Annotated in this window: 19 protein-coding genes and 3 tRNA genes; 13 read left to right on the top strand and 9 right to left on the bottom strand. The window is 69.7% G+C overall.

Annotation, left to right across the window (positions count from 1 at the left end; genetic code table 11):
- Positions 1-68: 68 nt before the first annotated feature.
- Genes BFF78_RS17740 through BFF78_RS17720 form a run of 5 tightly spaced genes read right to left on the bottom strand, consistent with a single transcriptional unit; the run spans position 69 to position 2,527 of the window.
- Positions 69-407, bottom strand: coding sequence for an RRQRL motif-containing zinc-binding protein (locus BFF78_RS17740; RefSeq protein WP_069779249.1), 339 nt, complete (start codon positions 405-407; stop codon positions 69-71).
- A complete protein-coding gene (locus BFF78_RS17735; RefSeq protein WP_069779248.1) occupies positions 407-1,414 on the bottom strand; it encodes a DUF2637 domain-containing protein in 1,008 nt (335 codons plus the stop codon). Before BFF78_RS17735 ends, BFF78_RS17740 begins: the two co-directional genes overlap by 1 nt.
- Positions 1,411-1,944 (bottom strand): hypothetical protein, encoded by a 534-nt coding sequence (locus BFF78_RS17730; RefSeq protein ID WP_069779247.1) that lies wholly within the window; start codon positions 1,942-1,944, stop codon positions 1,411-1,413. The genes BFF78_RS17735 and BFF78_RS17730 overlap by 4 nt, the downstream gene beginning before the upstream one ends.
- Positions 1,941-2,270: a hypothetical protein gene (locus tag BFF78_RS17725; RefSeq protein WP_069779246.1), complete on the bottom strand. Its 330-nt coding sequence runs from the start codon at positions 2,268-2,270 to the stop codon at positions 1,941-1,943. The genes BFF78_RS17730 and BFF78_RS17725 overlap by 4 nt, the downstream gene beginning before the upstream one ends.
- Positions 2,267-2,527 (bottom strand): DUF6284 family protein, encoded by a 261-nt coding sequence (locus BFF78_RS17720; protein WP_069779245.1) that lies wholly within the window; start codon positions 2,525-2,527, stop codon positions 2,267-2,269. The genes BFF78_RS17725 and BFF78_RS17720 overlap by 4 nt, the downstream gene beginning before the upstream one ends.
- Positions 2,528-3,605: 1,078 nt before the next feature.
- Here BFF78_RS17720 and BFF78_RS17715 point away from each other — a divergent pair.
- Positions 3,606-4,613, top strand: a complete 1,008-nt coding sequence (locus BFF78_RS17715) for a tetratricopeptide repeat protein (RefSeq protein ID WP_069779244.1) — start codon at positions 3,606-3,608, stop codon at positions 4,611-4,613.
- On the opposite strand, the gene BFF78_RS49555 is transcribed toward BFF78_RS17715, so the two are convergent.
- Complete coding sequence (locus tag BFF78_RS49555; RefSeq protein ID WP_079161365.1) at positions 4,597-5,385, bottom strand: NUDIX domain-containing protein; 789 nt, start codon at positions 5,383-5,385, stop codon at positions 4,597-4,599. The two genes, BFF78_RS17715 and BFF78_RS49555, sit on opposite strands and share 17 nt — an antisense overlap.
- A gap of 127 nt (positions 5,386-5,512) precedes the next feature.
- Here BFF78_RS49555 and BFF78_RS46225 point away from each other — a divergent pair.
- A tRNA-Tyr gene (locus BFF78_RS46225) sits at positions 5,513-5,623 on the top strand.
- 103 nt (positions 5,624-5,726) lie between these two features.
- Here the strand turns inward: BFF78_RS46225 and BFF78_RS17705 are convergent.
- Positions 5,727-6,209, bottom strand: a complete 483-nt coding sequence (locus BFF78_RS17705; RefSeq protein WP_069779243.1) for a carboxymuconolactone decarboxylase family protein — start codon at positions 6,207-6,209, stop codon at positions 5,727-5,729.
- A gap of 321 nt (positions 6,210-6,530) precedes the next feature.
- On the opposite strand from BFF78_RS17705, the gene BFF78_RS17700 reads away from it, so the two are divergent.
- From BFF78_RS17700 to BFF78_RS17680, 5 genes are all read left to right on the top strand, one after another.
- Positions 6,531-6,989 carry a DUF4231 domain-containing protein gene (locus BFF78_RS17700; RefSeq protein WP_227025865.1) on the top strand — a complete coding sequence of 153 codons (459 nt, stop codon included), beginning with the start codon at positions 6,531-6,533 and terminating at the stop codon, positions 6,987-6,989.
- A 271-nt stretch (positions 6,990-7,260) separates the two neighbouring features.
- Entirely contained in the window at positions 7,261-7,911 is a 651-nt protein-coding gene (locus BFF78_RS17695; RefSeq protein WP_227025864.1) for a hypothetical protein, read from the top strand.
- A gap of 138 nt (positions 7,912-8,049) precedes the next feature.
- Positions 8,050-8,403 (top strand): DUF6233 domain-containing protein, encoded by a 354-nt coding sequence (locus BFF78_RS17690; RefSeq protein WP_069779241.1) that lies wholly within the window; start codon positions 8,050-8,052, stop codon positions 8,401-8,403.
- 44 nt (positions 8,404-8,447) lie between these two features.
- Complete coding sequence (locus tag BFF78_RS17685; protein WP_193433482.1) at positions 8,448-8,672, top strand: hypothetical protein; 225 nt, start codon at positions 8,448-8,450, stop codon at positions 8,670-8,672.
- Between the two features lie 83 nt (positions 8,673-8,755).
- A complete protein-coding gene (locus BFF78_RS17680) occupies positions 8,756-8,968 on the top strand; it encodes a hypothetical protein (RefSeq protein ID WP_069779240.1) in 213 nt (70 codons plus the stop codon).
- Positions 8,969-9,076: 108 nt separating this feature from the next.
- Here BFF78_RS17680 and BFF78_RS17675 read toward each other — a convergent pair whose 3' ends face one another.
- Positions 9,077-9,733 (bottom strand): NAD(P)H-binding protein, encoded by a 657-nt coding sequence (locus BFF78_RS17675; RefSeq protein ID WP_069783637.1) that lies wholly within the window; start codon positions 9,731-9,733, stop codon positions 9,077-9,079.
- A gap of 268 nt (positions 9,734-10,001) precedes the next feature.
- The gene (locus tag BFF78_RS17670) at positions 10,002-11,267 is read right to left on the bottom strand and encodes an amidohydrolase family protein (protein WP_069779239.1); all 1,266 of its coding nucleotides are present in this window, start codon (positions 11,265-11,267) and stop codon (positions 10,002-10,004) included.
- 496 nt (positions 11,268-11,763) lie between these two features.
- Here BFF78_RS17670 and BFF78_RS17665 point away from each other — a divergent pair, with 496 nt between their 5' ends.
- The 6 genes from BFF78_RS17665 (at position 11,764) to BFF78_RS17640 (ending at position 14,823) form a co-directional block, all read left to right on the top strand.
- The gene (locus BFF78_RS17665; RefSeq protein ID WP_069776535.1) at positions 11,764-12,966 is read left to right on the top strand and encodes an IS110 family RNA-guided transposase; all 1,203 of its coding nucleotides are present in this window, start codon (positions 11,764-11,766) and stop codon (positions 12,964-12,966) included.
- A gap of 364 nt (positions 12,967-13,330) precedes the next feature.
- Positions 13,331-13,403, top strand: a tRNA-Thr gene (locus tag BFF78_RS17660).
- A 45-nt stretch (positions 13,404-13,448) separates the two neighbouring features.
- Positions 13,449-13,521 (top strand) — tRNA-Met (locus BFF78_RS17655).
- Between the two features lie 90 nt (positions 13,522-13,611).
- Positions 13,612-13,776, top strand: coding sequence for a 50S ribosomal protein L33 (rpmG, locus tag BFF78_RS17650; protein WP_003948671.1), 165 nt, complete (start codon positions 13,612-13,614; stop codon positions 13,774-13,776).
- A 158-nt stretch (positions 13,777-13,934) separates the two neighbouring features.
- Positions 13,935-14,387, top strand: a complete 453-nt coding sequence (locus BFF78_RS17645) for a MaoC family dehydratase N-terminal domain-containing protein (RefSeq protein ID WP_069779238.1) — start codon at positions 13,935-13,937, stop codon at positions 14,385-14,387.
- A gap of 7 nt (positions 14,388-14,394) precedes the next feature.
- A complete protein-coding gene (locus BFF78_RS17640; RefSeq protein ID WP_069779237.1) occupies positions 14,395-14,823 on the top strand; it encodes a MaoC family dehydratase in 429 nt (142 codons plus the stop codon).
- The last annotated feature ends 54 nt before the right edge of the window (positions 14,824-14,877 follow it).

Genomic DNA, 14,877 nt, shown 5'->3' with positions numbered 1-14,877 from the left:
CACTCCTCTTGGGGAGTAGGGCCCGGCCGGGGCCGTGGAAAGTTGCCGGCCGGGCCTGCCAACAGGGCTTATGCGGCGCGCTGTTCCTCGGGGTAGGCGCAGGTCACGCACGTGCCGAGCGAGGGCGGGATGACGTAGCCGGCATCCCGGCCGCACTCGGGGCACCTGCGACGGGCGGCGTTCGCCTTGGCCAGGGACGCCCACTTGGCGGGCGTCATCGGCCGGACCGGCTTGGCCAGCTCGATCGAGTACAGGTAGGCGACCAGCGGCCCGCGCCGGCGCCGCGGACGCTCCAACTGGGCGGCCACATCCTGACCACCCGGCCGAAGCCCCTTCTCGCGCAACTGGCGGCGGGTGGCCAGCCCCTCAGGGGCGAGCCGCCAGGGATAGACGGGGATGGCGGCCATCAGCGGCTCGCGATAGCCAACTCAGCCCCGCCCGCGTCCGGGTCGCGGTGTTCGGCGTAGCGGGCGGAGACCCAGCCCACCGACCAGCCGCACAGCTCCGCCGCGGACCGCACCGAGAGCTCCGCACCGAACGCGGCGGCCACAATCGCGCGCGCCTCGCCCTCGGGCAGCTTGCCCGCGGCCGGGCCGCGCGCCAGCAGCGCGGCGCGTTCACGCTCGGCCCGCTCCTCACGCTCGACCTGTTCACGGCGTTCACGCGCCTCGCGCTCCGCGCGCTCACGCGCACGGCGGGCGTTGGCTTCCCGCTCGGCGTGTTCACGGTCCCGCTCGCGCTGTTCACGCTCGCGTTCACGGCGTTCACGCTCGGCCCGCTCAGCCATCCCCACAGCGGCCTTACGCTCCTGTTCCTCGCGCCAGCGCCGCTCTTCCCGCTCGGCCTGTTCACGGGCCAAAGCCGTCTCGTGCTCACGCTGTTCACGCGCCAACATCGCGGCGTGCTCGCGTTCCTCGCGGGCCTGCCGGCGGGCGTCCTCCTCACGCTCGCGTGCCACCTGCTCGGCTGCCTCACGCTCGGCACGCCGCTGCTCCTCCAGCCGCGCCACCGCCGCGGCGATCGCCCGCCGGTAGGCCAGCGAAGTCTCTGCGGTGACGATCAGCAGCAGCGGTGCCACCGCGTGGACAGCCACGCCGACCAGGTCTTTTTTCAACGCGGAGTCGGCTGTGTTCAGCGCGAGCGTCATCAGGCCGGTCATCCACCGCAGCGTGATGGGCCATCGGCCGCCGTGCCCGCCCAGGCGGGCCAGCACGTCATCGAGCTTGACCACGATGACGACCGCGGCGTCCACCACGAGCGGCAGGATCGGCGCCGTCCAGGCCCACTGATCGGCCGTGTGCTTGGCCATCAGGGGCGTGACGGTGAGGATGGAGTAGAGCATCGCCCCGCACACGATCAGCCAGGTGCCGCCTGAGAGGGCGCGTTCTGCTGAACGGGTCTGAACGCTGTTCATGCCGCCCCCTCCACCGGCCTCGGCTCGGGCGTGTGAGCGCGGCGGAAACCGTTGGATGGGGCGTTGTAGATGAACGCCTCACACCGCCACGTGAACGCGGCGGCCGGGCGTTCATCGCAGCGCTGCCACACGTGGTCCGCCGGCATGCCGTGGGCGGCGGTGTCGGCGAAAGCGTCCTCGCGGGAGGCGTAGATGGTGTGCGGCTCGCCGTAGTGCAGCAGCACCGTCAGCGTCTGCCCCTCCACCGGCCCAGCCTGCAACTCCTCGCGCAGTCGGCGAATCTCGATGTCCTTCAGCAGCAGTTCCTGCTGTGCGGCGGACAGCTCCTCCATCGCGCGAGCGACGATCTCGTCCAGCTCGGACGTGACCGTCTCGGCCCGCTCCGCGCGGTCGGTGACGGCGTACAGCTCCCTCACGTGCCGGGACCAGGCGGCAGCCGCCTGTCCCTGTACCTCACGGGCACGAGTGCGGGCCTGCTCGGTTTCCGCGCTCATGCGCAGCAGTCGCGCTGCGGTGACGATGCGGATCACGCGGCACCCCCGTCCGACCCCGAGGCGGGAATCTGGCCGAAGGCCACCAGCTCCAGCGTGGCGCCCGCGTACTCGACGGACGCCTGGAGGACGCGCGTGCCGCCGCCGTTCTGCGTGCCGTGGGTCACGGCGTCGGGAGCGATGCCCAGCGCCGCACGCCACGACTCGAACGTGTCCAAGCCGTCGTGGAAGCGCAGCTTGAGCCGGTTCGGGAAGATGTCGGTCACCTCCAGCACGGGTGCCGGCAAGTGCCCGAAGTCCGCAGCGAGCAGGCGCACTGCCCGCAGCGGCACGGACAGGTCGTCCAGGGTCAGACCCTCGCTCATGCCGCCTCCCCAGAAACGGCACGGTTGGCCAGCGCCGCCCGCGCGGTCAGTACGCGGTGCAGCGCCTTGCGCAGCCGTCGCTTGTCCAGCTCGCTCGGCGTGCGGTCCATCAGTGCGATCCGCACGTCCAGCAGCTCCACCTCCGCTTCGATCAGCGGCGTCTCGGCAGCGATCGCGTTCAGCTCCGCGGCCGTCGGTTCCTGGTCCTGCTCGGTCGAGTCGATCGCGGACGGCATGGGAAGGGAGAGAATCTTCATGGGTCGTTTGCTCCTCGGATGGTGGAACGGCCCGAACAGCGGCTCCCGGGAGGCACCCCGGGAGCCGCGCGCCGTTGAAGTCGGTCGATCCGGCTCCCCACGCCCCGCCCGTACGACCGCCGCACCGAGTGCGGGACCGGACGGGCGAGGGAGGCAACCGGCCGCAGCGCTAACCGCTGCGATGGCAGGTAGAGAGAGGGGATCGGGTTGGCCTCGAGCGCGTGTTCCGCTCACGGACCGGGATGACGTACTGGCGTCCGCCGGCCGATCCGTCGCGGCGGCGCCCACAGTCTTCGTCGGTGCACTGGACTTCCCATCAGTTGAGGTCAACAGGGGTGAAGCAGTGCAAGACGGCCGCGTGAGCGCTCGAAGCGCAGCGGCCGTGGTTTTCCCTGGACATCGCCCGTTTCGGCTCTCACGCCCAACGTGAGGAAGTGCCTAGTCCGTTCGTGACGGCACTGGGAATCCATGCCGCCCGGTCCTATCGGTACGCCGTTCAACGGGGCCGTCTTGCCCCTCCGGTACGCCCTCTCAGTGCCAATGCACTCACCAGCCTGCGGAGTTCGTTCTCCCTGCGCTGGTGGACCGCTGTCCAGGTTGTTCGCACCGGGTCTGACAGCCGACGGGCTGTGTCTGCCGCGCCCCTTCGGCCTGATGGCCGCAGGGTGGTGCCGGGTAGTACACGCACCGCGAACCGGAGCCAGCTCCGTGAACTGGTGCGCACCAGTAGATTGCATCTGGTGCGCACCAGAGTCAAGGTGGTTCGCCGGATTGAGTGGCGTTGACCCCTCGCGGTGCACCTCAAGGAGACCGCCCGGAGGGGTGCTTGCGGCAGTCAACTGACGTTCATGAACGGCTAGTTAGGGTTGGTGTTAACCCCTTTTGACCTGCGGCAATGTGAGGCACCATGGGTTAGCAGCAATCGGGCCGACGCCGAATGGGGTGCCTTGTGGGCGCAGGATCGGGACTGCGAGACGCGCGGACTGCACGCGGCTGGTCTCAGGAACGACTCATCCGTGAGATCGAGAAGTACGCCCGACAGAACCTCACCGACGTAGCCTCAACGGCGAGCCTGCGGGTGTACGTGTCGGAGTGGGAGAACGGGCGGCGCTCGATCTCGGACCGCTACGCGGCAATCCTCCGCAACCTCCTGGGTGTCACGGACGCCGAACTGAGGGGGATTTCAGAGAAGTCGACGCTTCCAATGGCCGACGGTTACGACGACTTGCTGAGCCGGATCGATTCCGCCAGCAGCGTCAGCACGTCCATGGTGGAGGCGTTCAACGCCCAGACCGAACTACTCCGGACCATGGATCGGGAGAGGGGTGCCGCAGGCCTCATCGACCAGATGACAGGGCATCTCGCCGCTCTCGAAGACGCGCTGAACTTTGCCGTGTTGCCTGCTGCGCGGCGGCCCGTGGCGCTAGCGCTCGCTGGAGCGTCCACGCTCGCTGCGTGGCAGGCGATTGACTCCGGCGCAGTCGAACGAGCTTGGCGGCATTACGAGTTGGCGAAGAGCGCGGCACGAGATGCGGAAGCCCCGATGTACCTGGCCCACGCCATGGGGGAGCAGGCATACGTACTCTGCGATGCCGGACGGCCGACGCTAGGGGTCGATCTCGTACGTGACGCTCAGCGCACCCTTGGCCAGTCGGGGTCGCCCCGACTGCGGGCATGGTTGCATGCGGCCGAAGCTGAACTGTGCGCGCACGCCGGAATGGCGGACGACTCCCAGCGTGCGCTGGACGCGGCCGTGGGCGTGATCCCACCGGGCCCCGAGGATCGGGACCCTGACATGCTCAGCATCTTCCTGAACGGCGGGCATCTTGCTCGATGGCGCGGCAACGTGCTCGCCCTGCTCGGTGATGGTGAAGCGGTGACCAGCCTCTATGACGCCCTTGAGGTGATGGACCCGACCTTTGTGCGTGCCCGCGCGGGACTCCACGCGGACCTAGCACAAGCGCACCTTGCCAGGACCGAATACGACGATGCGAACACCCATCTGCGACAGGCCAGGTTGCTGGCGAGCCGCACCGGTTCAGTGCGGCAGCGCCGGCGCGTCGACCTGCTCAGTGAGCGGCTGTAACCGTCTGCTTGCCCCTGGTCGCCAGGATGTGAAGCAGCGCGACCAGCGTGCCGGACCCCAGTAGCTCCCCCCGGGCCATGAGTCCTGGGATGTCGGCGAGCGGAACCCACTCGATATGCCCGGCCTCTTCCAGGTCGGTCGGCTCTCCGACCTTGTCAGCTCCATGGGCTACGAAGATCTCGTGCGGCGAGTCGACCATGCCGACCATGGGCTGATAGGTGACAACGTGCTCGATGTTCTTCGGGCGCCAACCTGTCTCTTCGACGACTTCCCGCAGCGCCGTTTCCTCCGGTGCCTCGCCCTCGTCCACGATGCCGCCCGGGAGCTCCCATCCGAAACGCTTCGGCACGAATCGGTACCGCCACATCATGAGCACCCGGTCCCGGGCATCAACCACGGCTGTGACGGCCACATGCTGAAGCTTCACGACGTGATGCTCAAACCGCTCTACACCGGGCGGCTCCACGTCCCAGAGTTGAAGCTTCACCCACTGGTTGTCGTAAAGATCGCGCTCACCGTGGATGCGCCACGGCTCCAAGCTGTCCGGAGCCTTCACGCTGACCGCACCCGGTACCCGGTACGAACTCCGACCCCGGACTTCTAGCGCGCCCTCCGTCACAAGGCGGGCAAGCACCTGCCGGAGCGCGGTCCGCCCGATGTCCAGTTCCTCAGTCAGTGTGCGTTCAGAGGGGAACTTCTCGCCTGGGGTATACGCGCCGTCGGCGAGTCGTTTGCGAAGCGTCTCGTAGACCTTGGTCGTCTTCGGTCCCATCCCCGGAGCACTCTCCGTTCTGCCGTGGTGCGTACCAGCGTAGCGGCCATGGGTCACGCTTCCTCCGGTCGATTCGTGGACGGATTTTTCATGATCAGGACGAGACGTGGACGACACACCGCTATCCGGGGGTGACTCCGGCTAAACCGGCAGGTCAGAGCAGCTTTCGAGGTGCGATCTTGAGGGGACTGTAAATCTGCCGGCTCAGCCTTCCCAGGTTCGAATCCTGGCGCCGCCACACGGGAACGGGAGCCCCGTGATCTGCGAGAGCAGATCACGGGGCTCCCGTCGTTGTGTGGCCGCCCGGCCTGGTTGATGCGTTCGGGCCGGGCGGCGGGCGGTCAGTGGAGCTTGGCGAGCATGCCGGCTTCGTAGTCGCCCGCGGGCTGTTGGACGATGACGTTTCCGCGGTTGAAGGCGTTGATGACGGCGATCTGGATCACCAGGTCGGCGAGCTGGTCCTCGTCGTAGTACTTGGCGGCGTTCGCCCAGACCTCGTCGGGGACGCCGCCGGCGGCGTCGGCGATGCGGGTGCCCTGCTCCGTCAGCTCCAGCGCGGCGCGCTCGGCGTCGGTGAAGACCTTGGCCTCCCTCCAGGCGGCGACCAGGTGGAGGCGCACCGCGCTCTCCCCGGCCGCGGTGGCTTCCTTGGTGTGCATGTCGATGCATCCGGCGCAGCCGTTGATCTGGCTGGCGCGGAGCATCATCAGTTCGCGCGTCGAGGCCGGCACGGTCGATTCCGAGAGTGCCATGCCCGCGGCGATGATGTGCTTCAGGGCCTTGGCCGCGACCGGGCTGGCCATGACGTTCAGACGAGCTTCCATGGTGTACTCCTGCGTCGTCGATGGTGGCTACGCCCTCTTGGACAGGGCAGCCCCGCGCGCTGTGACAGGCGAGAATGTGGCGTGCGTCTCAGGTGGGGGCCGGCGGTTCGCCCGGCCCCGCTCGGTCGTTGTCCTGTGCCATCGAACCTTGGGTGTGTGCCGGCGAAGCTTGACCGTGTCGCCGGGCTACCCGTACTCAGGGTGACCATGGAACGGCGGTACTCGGGAAACTGCTCAGTTGCGGGGCGGCGCCAGCCGGGGAAAGCCGCAAAACAGTGACGGATCTTTGGGGGCGGAGTGCAGTCGAACGGCGGACTAGGCGTGGGTCTCAGCCCGAGGGAGACAGCTGCCCTCCTGCTGGACAAGATTCGCGCAGGCAACGACTACGCCCGCAGCAAGAAGCAGCGATTCCGCCGAAGTGCTTCGGTGATCAAAATGCTGACGCTGACACTGTCCGCCGCCTCCACCATCATTCTGGGCCTGCAAAGCCTCAACACATGGGCTGGTCTGGCGTTTGCGCTGGTAGCCCTGGTGACGTTGCTGGGGGCCGTCGAACCGTTCTTCAACTGGCGCTCCCGCTGGGTGCTGATGGAGGAGGCTCAGCACCGGTTCCAGCGCCTTGCCGACGACCTCGAATACCTCGCGGCGTCCACGGCCGCCGACGATCTCACATATGACCACCTTGCTGAGATTTTCGATAGCTACCAAACTATTTGGGATGATCTGAGTCGTACGTGGCTGGAGCATCGCCGGGAACCGGCGCCGTCGACCAGCGGCTGACCCGTCGGCCAGCGGCTGAGCCGAAACTGCGGCCGAGCTGTCGCAGCCAAGGTTGGGTGTTTCTCGCCGAAGGTTGAGCGACCCTAGCGTGGTGGGCCAGGCGCGTCCTGGCCTTCCGGATCGCGATGTCGGCTCGGCTGACGGGCCTGGAGCGCGAGATTCCGGCCCGAGTGGACCTGACCCGGAACTGCACCGGATGCGCGGTGCAGCGATACCGCCCGTACTTGTCCCTGCCGGAGAGGCTCCTTCTTTGTCGTCTTCTCTCTATCGTGTGTGCGAGTCCTTTTCCGACGCGCCGAGCGCGCTGTCACGGGCACGCGCGATCATGCGCGACCTGGCCGACTCGGTCGGTGTGCCTTGGCCCCAGCTGGAGATGGTCACCACAGCCGAGCAGTACGCGCACGCGGTTCGCACGTTCGGCTCCGCGCTGGTCGCCTGGGACCGGGACCTGCCTGGCTTCGGACCGGTCCGGGATGGACTGCGCCGCCGCGGTGTCGCGTTCGACTGGAAGGAGTTGAGCTACGTGTCCATTGCGGACATGCAGCTCCGCCCGGACTTGGCAGACCTGTGGCCGCTGCCCGAAGGCCTGTCCCTTTCCCTGGCCAAGACTCCGCCCTTCGGTGGCCCGGACAGCGAGCCTGAGGATGACTGCACCGAGGAGGAACTGGACCGGATGGTCTCCGTACTCGGGCCACTGACCATGAACGTGAGCTGGGGTTGCAGCTGGCGGGGCGTGCCCGACTTCAAGAACTGCGGCGTCCGACTCTGTCTGAACAGCGTTTGGACCGAGCAACACCCCGAGCCGGCCCCCGGTGAGTTCGGGGTCTGGGTCGCCCTCGGCACCCACGCCGACTGGAGCCCGGCCGGCCAGGCATGGCTGCGCGACTCCGGACTGACCCTGGGCGAACCCCAGGCGGGCTGACGACGCCGACGGAGCGGCCGCCCCTACCGAACAACGCCAACTGCGGTAGGTGGCGGTCCGGCCACTCAACCTTCGCTGAGACAGATCAGCTGCGGTAGTGCCTACGCACTTTCCGGTCTCACCACTAGAATCGAACGTGTGAACGATGACCGTCCGCTGACGCGTGTCGACATGCTGCGTTTCGCCCGCCGCGTCGTCGAACATCAGGCCGCGCGGCAGCTTGCCCTGATGGACCGGTGGATCGCGGACGAGGAGCGCAGGGAGGCCGAACGGCAGCGCCGCCTCGCGACTCGGCGGGCCGCGCCGGAGTGGCTGATCGAGCGCGGTCTGAACGGCCGCAGCGCGGTGTACGTGCACGTCGGCGGCTGTGCCGGCACCGGCGGCCGCGCCAAGGCGGTCGGCCGGGACCAGGCGGTCCGCGCGCTCACCGAAGGAGGCGTCGCCGCGTGCCCGCTGTGCCGCCCCGACACTGCGCTGGGGGTGCTGGAATGACCGGTCAGGGTGCGGGCTCGGATGGTCCGGACGATGCTGGAGCCATGGCTGGGAAGCGCCCCATCGTCGTGCACCTGCCGTCCCCCACCGGCGGTCGCCGGGTCCGGGTGAACGGCGAGATCCTCGGCCTGGCGCACAACGTGCGGGATCTGGTGGAGTTCCTGCGCCGCGCGGGGCTGGAGATCGAGCCGGAGCAGGTGGTCGACTCGCCGCTGATCGACTGGCGCGGGGTGGGCCCCGACCGCTGGGAGGCCGAGACCCGTACCTGACGGTGTGGGCCTGGCCGCCGGGCAGCCGAGACCCGTATCTGACGGCGGTGTCGTCGCCGGGTCGATGCGGGCACACTGGCGGCATGCCCTCCCGACGCAGAACCTGCCCCGTGTGCCGCCGCGACATCGCCGTCGTCGCGGGCCGCTTCGCGCGGCACGACCCGCCCGGGGCGCGGGAGAACGGCGAACTCGTCTCCTGCGCCGGGTCGCGGCAGCAGGCGCAACTCGGGGCGGTCCAGCAGGCGTTGGACGGATACGCCGTACCGGAGTTTCCCGGGCAGCTGCCTCTGTTCTGAGGTCTGGGCAGGTGCGGTGAGACGGTCGGTGGAATCTGACGAGGTGACAGCGGGCGGTGGCGGAGGAGTCGGTGGCGGCTCTGACCGTTCAACGGCCGGTGGCCGGCCTCAGTTCCCGGCCACCGACTTCACCGCGACCGACACCGGCGTCGAGCCGCTGATCAGCTCCAGCGTCAGGCCGGTCGTCGCCGGGGTGTCCACCAACTCCGCGAGGACCCCGGCCACATCGTCCCGCGGGATCGCGCCGCGCCCGGTGTGCGCCTCCAGCCGGACCAGACCCGTACCCGCCTCGTCCGTCAGCGAGCCGGGGCGCAGGATCGTCCAGTCCAGCGCCTCCTGACGGGTCACGTACGCGTCCGCCTCACCCTTGGCGCGCAGGTACGCGTCGAAGACGGCATCGCCCTGGTGCGCCGGATCCGCGCCCATCGAGGACACGACCACGAAACGGCGTACGCGCGCACGGACGGCCGCGTCCGCGAAGAGCACCGCCGCGCCGCGGTCCACCGTCTCCTTGCGGGTGGCGCCGCTGCCCGGGCCCGCGCCGGCCGCGAACACCGCCGCATCGGCGCCCTGCAGGTGCGCCGCGACCTCCTCCACCGAGGCGGATTCCAGGTCGAGCAGCACGGGTTCGGCACCGGCCGCCCGTAGATCGTCGCCCTGCTCGGGCTTGCGGATGATCCCCGCGACCTCGTCCCCGCGCGCGGAGAGCAGGCGCTCCAGCCGCAGCGCGATCTGACCATGACCACCAGCGATGACAATGCGCATGATTCCGACCGTACGCCGGAAGGGGCGCACCCGCCGCACGAGTTAACCGGCATGGCCGTAGTGCGCCGGGCTCGCGCGAACCAGCACGCGCCTGGTGCGCGCGGGTCCACGCCGAGCGCGCGTTCATGGTCACGCGCTAGGCGCACGAAGGCGGCTACGCGCCCGGCGTGCGCCCACGGCCTGCGCCGAGCGGGTGCCCCCTGTCACGCGCTCGGCGTGCAGAGTCCCCGCCCCTCACGACAACCCGCCCCTCACGACAACCCACCCCTCACGACAATTCGCCCCGCCCCTGCCGCGGCAACCCGAGTTCCGCCACGGCCGCCGAGTTGCAGTACTCGCGCACCGCGCTCGTGCGCGCCACCACCCGGCCGCGGTGCACCACGATGCGGCTGTAGGCGAGGGACAGGACACCGGCCAGCCGGTCTCCGCGTACGGCCAGGAGGTCGGCGGGGAAGCCGGCCTCCACGCGGATCTCCGGCAGGCCCAGCGTCGCGCGGGCCGCGGTGCTCACGGCGTCGTAGGCGTCCTCGGGGCGCAGGCCGTGGGCTGAGGCGAGGAGGTAGGCCGCTTCCAGGGGGTCGCCGCGGCCGACGGGGTTGGAGACGTCGCGCAGGGCGCCGCTGCCGACCGATACGCGTACCCCGGCCGCGCGCAGCAGCCGTACCGGGGCGGTGCCCCGGCGGTCGGCGCCGCAGCAGCCGCCCTGGGGCAGGCACACGACCGTCACCCCGGCCGCCGCGAGCTGGTCGGCGGCGCGCGAGGCGGCCTCGGCGGGCAGGCGCGCGAGACCAGCGCACGGCCCGATGGTCACGCCGGGGCGCAAGCCACCTGCCATGGCCGCGAGCCGGGACAACCGGGTGGGATCGGAGGCGTCGGTGTGCAGGTCCACCGGGCAGCCGTGCTCGGAGGCGACATCCAGGACGGCTTCTACGTAGCCGGTGGGATCGGGGTCCAGGTCCGGGCAGCCGCCCACCACGGAGGCGCCCATCTTGACCGCGTCACGCAGCATGGCCAGCCCGTCGGCCCCCGCCGCGCCGGTCAGCAGCCGTGGCATCGCCACCGTCGTCAGTTCCGCGAGCCCCCGCAGCGAGCGCCGCGCCTGGAGGACGGCGCCCAGCGCGCCGAGCCCTTGGACGTCGCCCACGCGCACGTGCGCGCGTACCGCCGTCGCCCCGTGCCCGAGCTGCAGCAGAGCCGCCTCCGTCGCCCTGCGCTGGACGTCCTCGGCGGCGTACGACACCGGGCCCGGGCGCTCGGCGGACAGCGCGGTGTCACCGTGGGCGTGCGGTTCGGCCGGGGCCGGGAGCAGCAGATAGCCGCTCAGGTTCACGCGCGTGGCGCTCGTCCGGGCCGGGCCCGGAGCCAGACTGCCGGCCGTGCCCACCGCCTCGATGCGTCCGCTGCCCAGCCGCACGTCCACGGTCCGGCCGTCGGTGAGCCGCGCCCCGCACAGCAGCAGGGCGGCCGGGTCGGACTGTCCCGAGGATCCCGAGGAGTTCGACGGCTGGTGGGGCTGCGGCTGGCTGTCTGGCATCGCACTCCAGGGTCGGCGGCTCGTGGGCTCAGGGCCCCGCATGAGGGATCGGGCCCGCGCACCCCAAGATCACACAGAGCGAGTCGAGCCTAGGGTGGCGAGCCGTGCGGGGTGCGCAGGAGCGCAATAGTCGTACCGGTGTCGTCCGCCCTTGGCGGTACATGTGTCGCCCACCTGCCTGGCCGCATGCCCGCCCCGACGACGCCCACGCGCGCGTGCCCAACCCCCTCCCCCGTTATCTTCTTCGCGGTCCTGCAAGAGGACCGCTGGCCTCCGGGCCCGGCATGGCTGGTCCCCCCTGTCGAAAGCATGACCTGGGGGGTGGTGCCACCGGGCCCGAGAGGCGCCGTTGGAGACGCTGATGAGAGGTCCGACTACCGCCTGGCCCGGCGCAACGCCCGGCCGCTTGCGGGCGGCAGGTCTGCATAACGTGGATGCGCGCATACGACGCCAACGCCCTGGCCAGCACCGCACGAACCCCCCTCTGGAGGATGGGTTGGACGACATCGACGACGTGGGCGTCTTCCTCGGCCTGGACGTCGGCAAGAGCGCCCATCACGGGCACGGGCTGACCCCGGCCGGCAAGAAGGTCTTCGACAAGCAGCTGCCCAACAGCGAGCCGAAGCTGCGGGCCGTCTTCGACAAGCTGGCCGCGAAGTTCGGCACCGTGCTGGTGATCGTGGACCAGCCCGCCTCCATCGGAGCACTCCCGCTCACGGTCGCCCGGGACGCCGGCTGCAAGGTCGCCTACCTGCCCGGCCTGTCCATGCGGCGGATCGCCGATCTCTACCCGGGCGAGGCAAAAACCGACGCGAAGGACGCCGCGGTAATCGCGGACGCGGCCCGGACCATGCCGCACACCCTGCGCTCGCTCCAGCTGACCGACGAGATCACCGCCGAGCTGACCGTGCTGGTGGGCTTCGACCAGGACCTGGCGGCCGAGGCGACCCGCACCTCCAACCGGATACGCGGCCTGCTCACCCAGTTCCACCCCAGCCTGGAACGCGTCCTCGGCCCGCGCCTGGACCACCCCGCCGTGACCTGGCTGCTGGAACGCTACGGATCCCCAGCCAGCCTGCGAAAGGCCGGTCGCCGCAAGCTCGTTGAGGTGATCCGGCCCAAGGCCCCGCGCATGGCCGCCCGGCTGATCGACGAGGTCTTCGACGCGCTCGACGAGCAGACCGTCGTGGTCCCGGGCACCGGCACCCTCGACCTCGTGATCCCCTCCCTGGCCCGCTCGCTCGCGGCCGTCCACGAACAGCGACGAGCCCTGGAAGCACAGATCGGACAGCTGCTGGAGGCTCACCCTCTTTCCGCGGTCCTGACCTCGATTCCGGGGGTCGCGGTCAGGACCGCCGCCACCTTGCTGGTCACCGTCGGCGACGGCACCAGCTTCCCCACCGCCGCCCACCTGGCCTCCTACGCCGGCCTCGCCCCGACCACCAAGTCATCGGGAACCTCGATCCACGGCGAACACGCGCCCAGAGGCGGCAACCGGCAACTCAAGCGGGCGATGTTCCTGTCCGCGTTCGCCGCCCTGCACGATCCCGCCTCCCGCACCTACTACGACCGATGCCGGGCCCGCGGGAAGACCCACACCCAGGCCCTCCTCCGTCTGGCCCGCCAGCGGATCAACGTGCTGTTCGCCATGCTCCGCGACGGCACCTTCTACGAACCCAGAACCCCACGCCTCGCTTGACGAAAGACATAGAGGCACCCCCCGTGGCGACGGCCCGTGACGACGCCCCGTGCCGACGGCCGCCTTCTCCGACGACGCCCACGCGCGCGTGCCCCGTCCCTCCCTCGCGGCGACGGTCCCGCGTACGTCCCTCGCCCCCCGGGGGGCGGCACCCACGCGCGCGTGCCTCGCCCCTCGCGCCCAGCTCTCGGCACCGCCCGGCGCACGTGAGCGGACCTGCCGGCCCGGCACCCACCAACTGGCCCTCGGCCGCCCACCCCTGCGGCTGAAGAGGCCGCTGCGGGGGCGGGGGCGGAGGTCGTGGTGGGCCGCTGGATACGGATTTGGGTGAACGGCGGCGGACCGTGTAATGTCTTCATCGCTCGCCCCAATAGCTCAGTCGGCAGAGCGTCTCCATGGTAAGGAGAAGGTCAACGGTTCGATTCCGTTTTGGGGCTCTGGTGTGAGAGGTTCCCGTCGAAAGGCGGGTCCGATCGCATCACAGCGGTGTAGCTCAGTCGGTAGAGCAAGCGGCTCATAATCGCTGTGTCACCGGTTCAAGTCCGGTCACCGCTACTCACAGTAGCCGATTGCGGGGTCGGTCCTTCGATCGGCTACTCTTTCTTGCGTTGAACTAGTCCATCCGTTCGTCTTAGGAGCACTCACGTGGCTGCCACCGACGTCCGCCCGAAGATCACGCTGGCCTGCGTGGAGTGCAAGGAGCGGAACTACATCACCAAGAAGAACCGGCGTAACAACCCGGATCGTCTTGAGATGAAGAAGCACTGCCCGCGCTGCAACGCGCACACTGCGCATCGCGAGACGCGCTAAACAGGCTCGTTCGCGAGGCCGTCCCCTTCCGAGGGGGCGGCCTCGCGGCGTTTTCAGCGGCTCGCCGACTTGGCGCCGACCCGTCCCCCCAGCGCATTTCCCGGCTGGGTCCGGGCTAATTTGGGGCCATCACAGCAAACATCAGGAGGTGCCGGGCCATGGCGCTCGACCAGTCCTTCGTTGGACGGACCTACCCGCCCACCCCGCCCTATGAGGTGGGACGGGAAAAGATCCGCGAGTTCGCCGACGCGGTGGGCGAGACCAACCCGGTGTACACGGATCGCGAGGCTGCCAAGGCCTTCGGTCACCCCGATGTGATCGCCCCGCCGACTTTTGTGTTCGCCATCACCTTCCCGGCCGCGGGACAGATCGTCGAGGACCCGCAGCTCGGTCTCGACTACAGCCGTGTGGTGCACGGCGACCAGAAGTTCGCCTACAACCGCCCGGTGCGTGCCGGCGACCGGCTCACGGTCACCTCCACCATCGAGGGGATCAAGTCCCTCGCGGGCAACGACATCCTCGACATCCGCGGTGAGGTGCACGACGAGGCGGGCGAGCACGTCGTGACCGCCTGGACCAAGCTCGTGGCCCGCGCGGCCGAGGAGGCGTGAGGACCCGATGACGGCGAAGATCGCGTACGACGACGTCGAGGTCGGCACCGAGCTGCCGGCGCAGACCTTCCCCGTGACCCGCGCCACGCTCGTGCGCTACGCGGGTGCCTCCGGGGACTTCAACCCGATCCACTGGAACGAGAAGTTCGCCAAGGAGGTCGGACTGCCGGACGTCATCGCACACGGCATGTTCACCATGGCCGAGGCGATCCGTGTGGTCACGGACTGGACCGGCGACCCGGGGGCGGTCGTGGAGTACGGCGTCCGCTTCACCAAGCCCGTCGTCGTGCCGAACGACGACCAGGGGGCCCTGATCGAGGTCAGCGGCAAGGTCGCGGCCAAGCTGGACGACAACACCGTGCGCGTGGACCTGACGGCGATCAGCGCCGGCCAGAAGGTCCTGGGCATGTCCCGGGCGGTCGTACGACTGGCCTGACGGCTCCTGCGACGTACCGGGGTAAGGGGCGTCCTCCATGGTGGGGCGCCCCTT

Origin of the sequence: Streptomyces fodineus, assembly GCF_001735805.1 — a bacterium.
GTDB classification, from domain to species: Bacteria; Actinomycetota; Actinomycetes; order Streptomycetales; family Streptomycetaceae; genus Streptomyces; species Streptomyces fodineus.
Note: the sequence above shows the minus strand (reverse complement) of the source record. Positions and strands in the feature narration are given on the sequence as shown.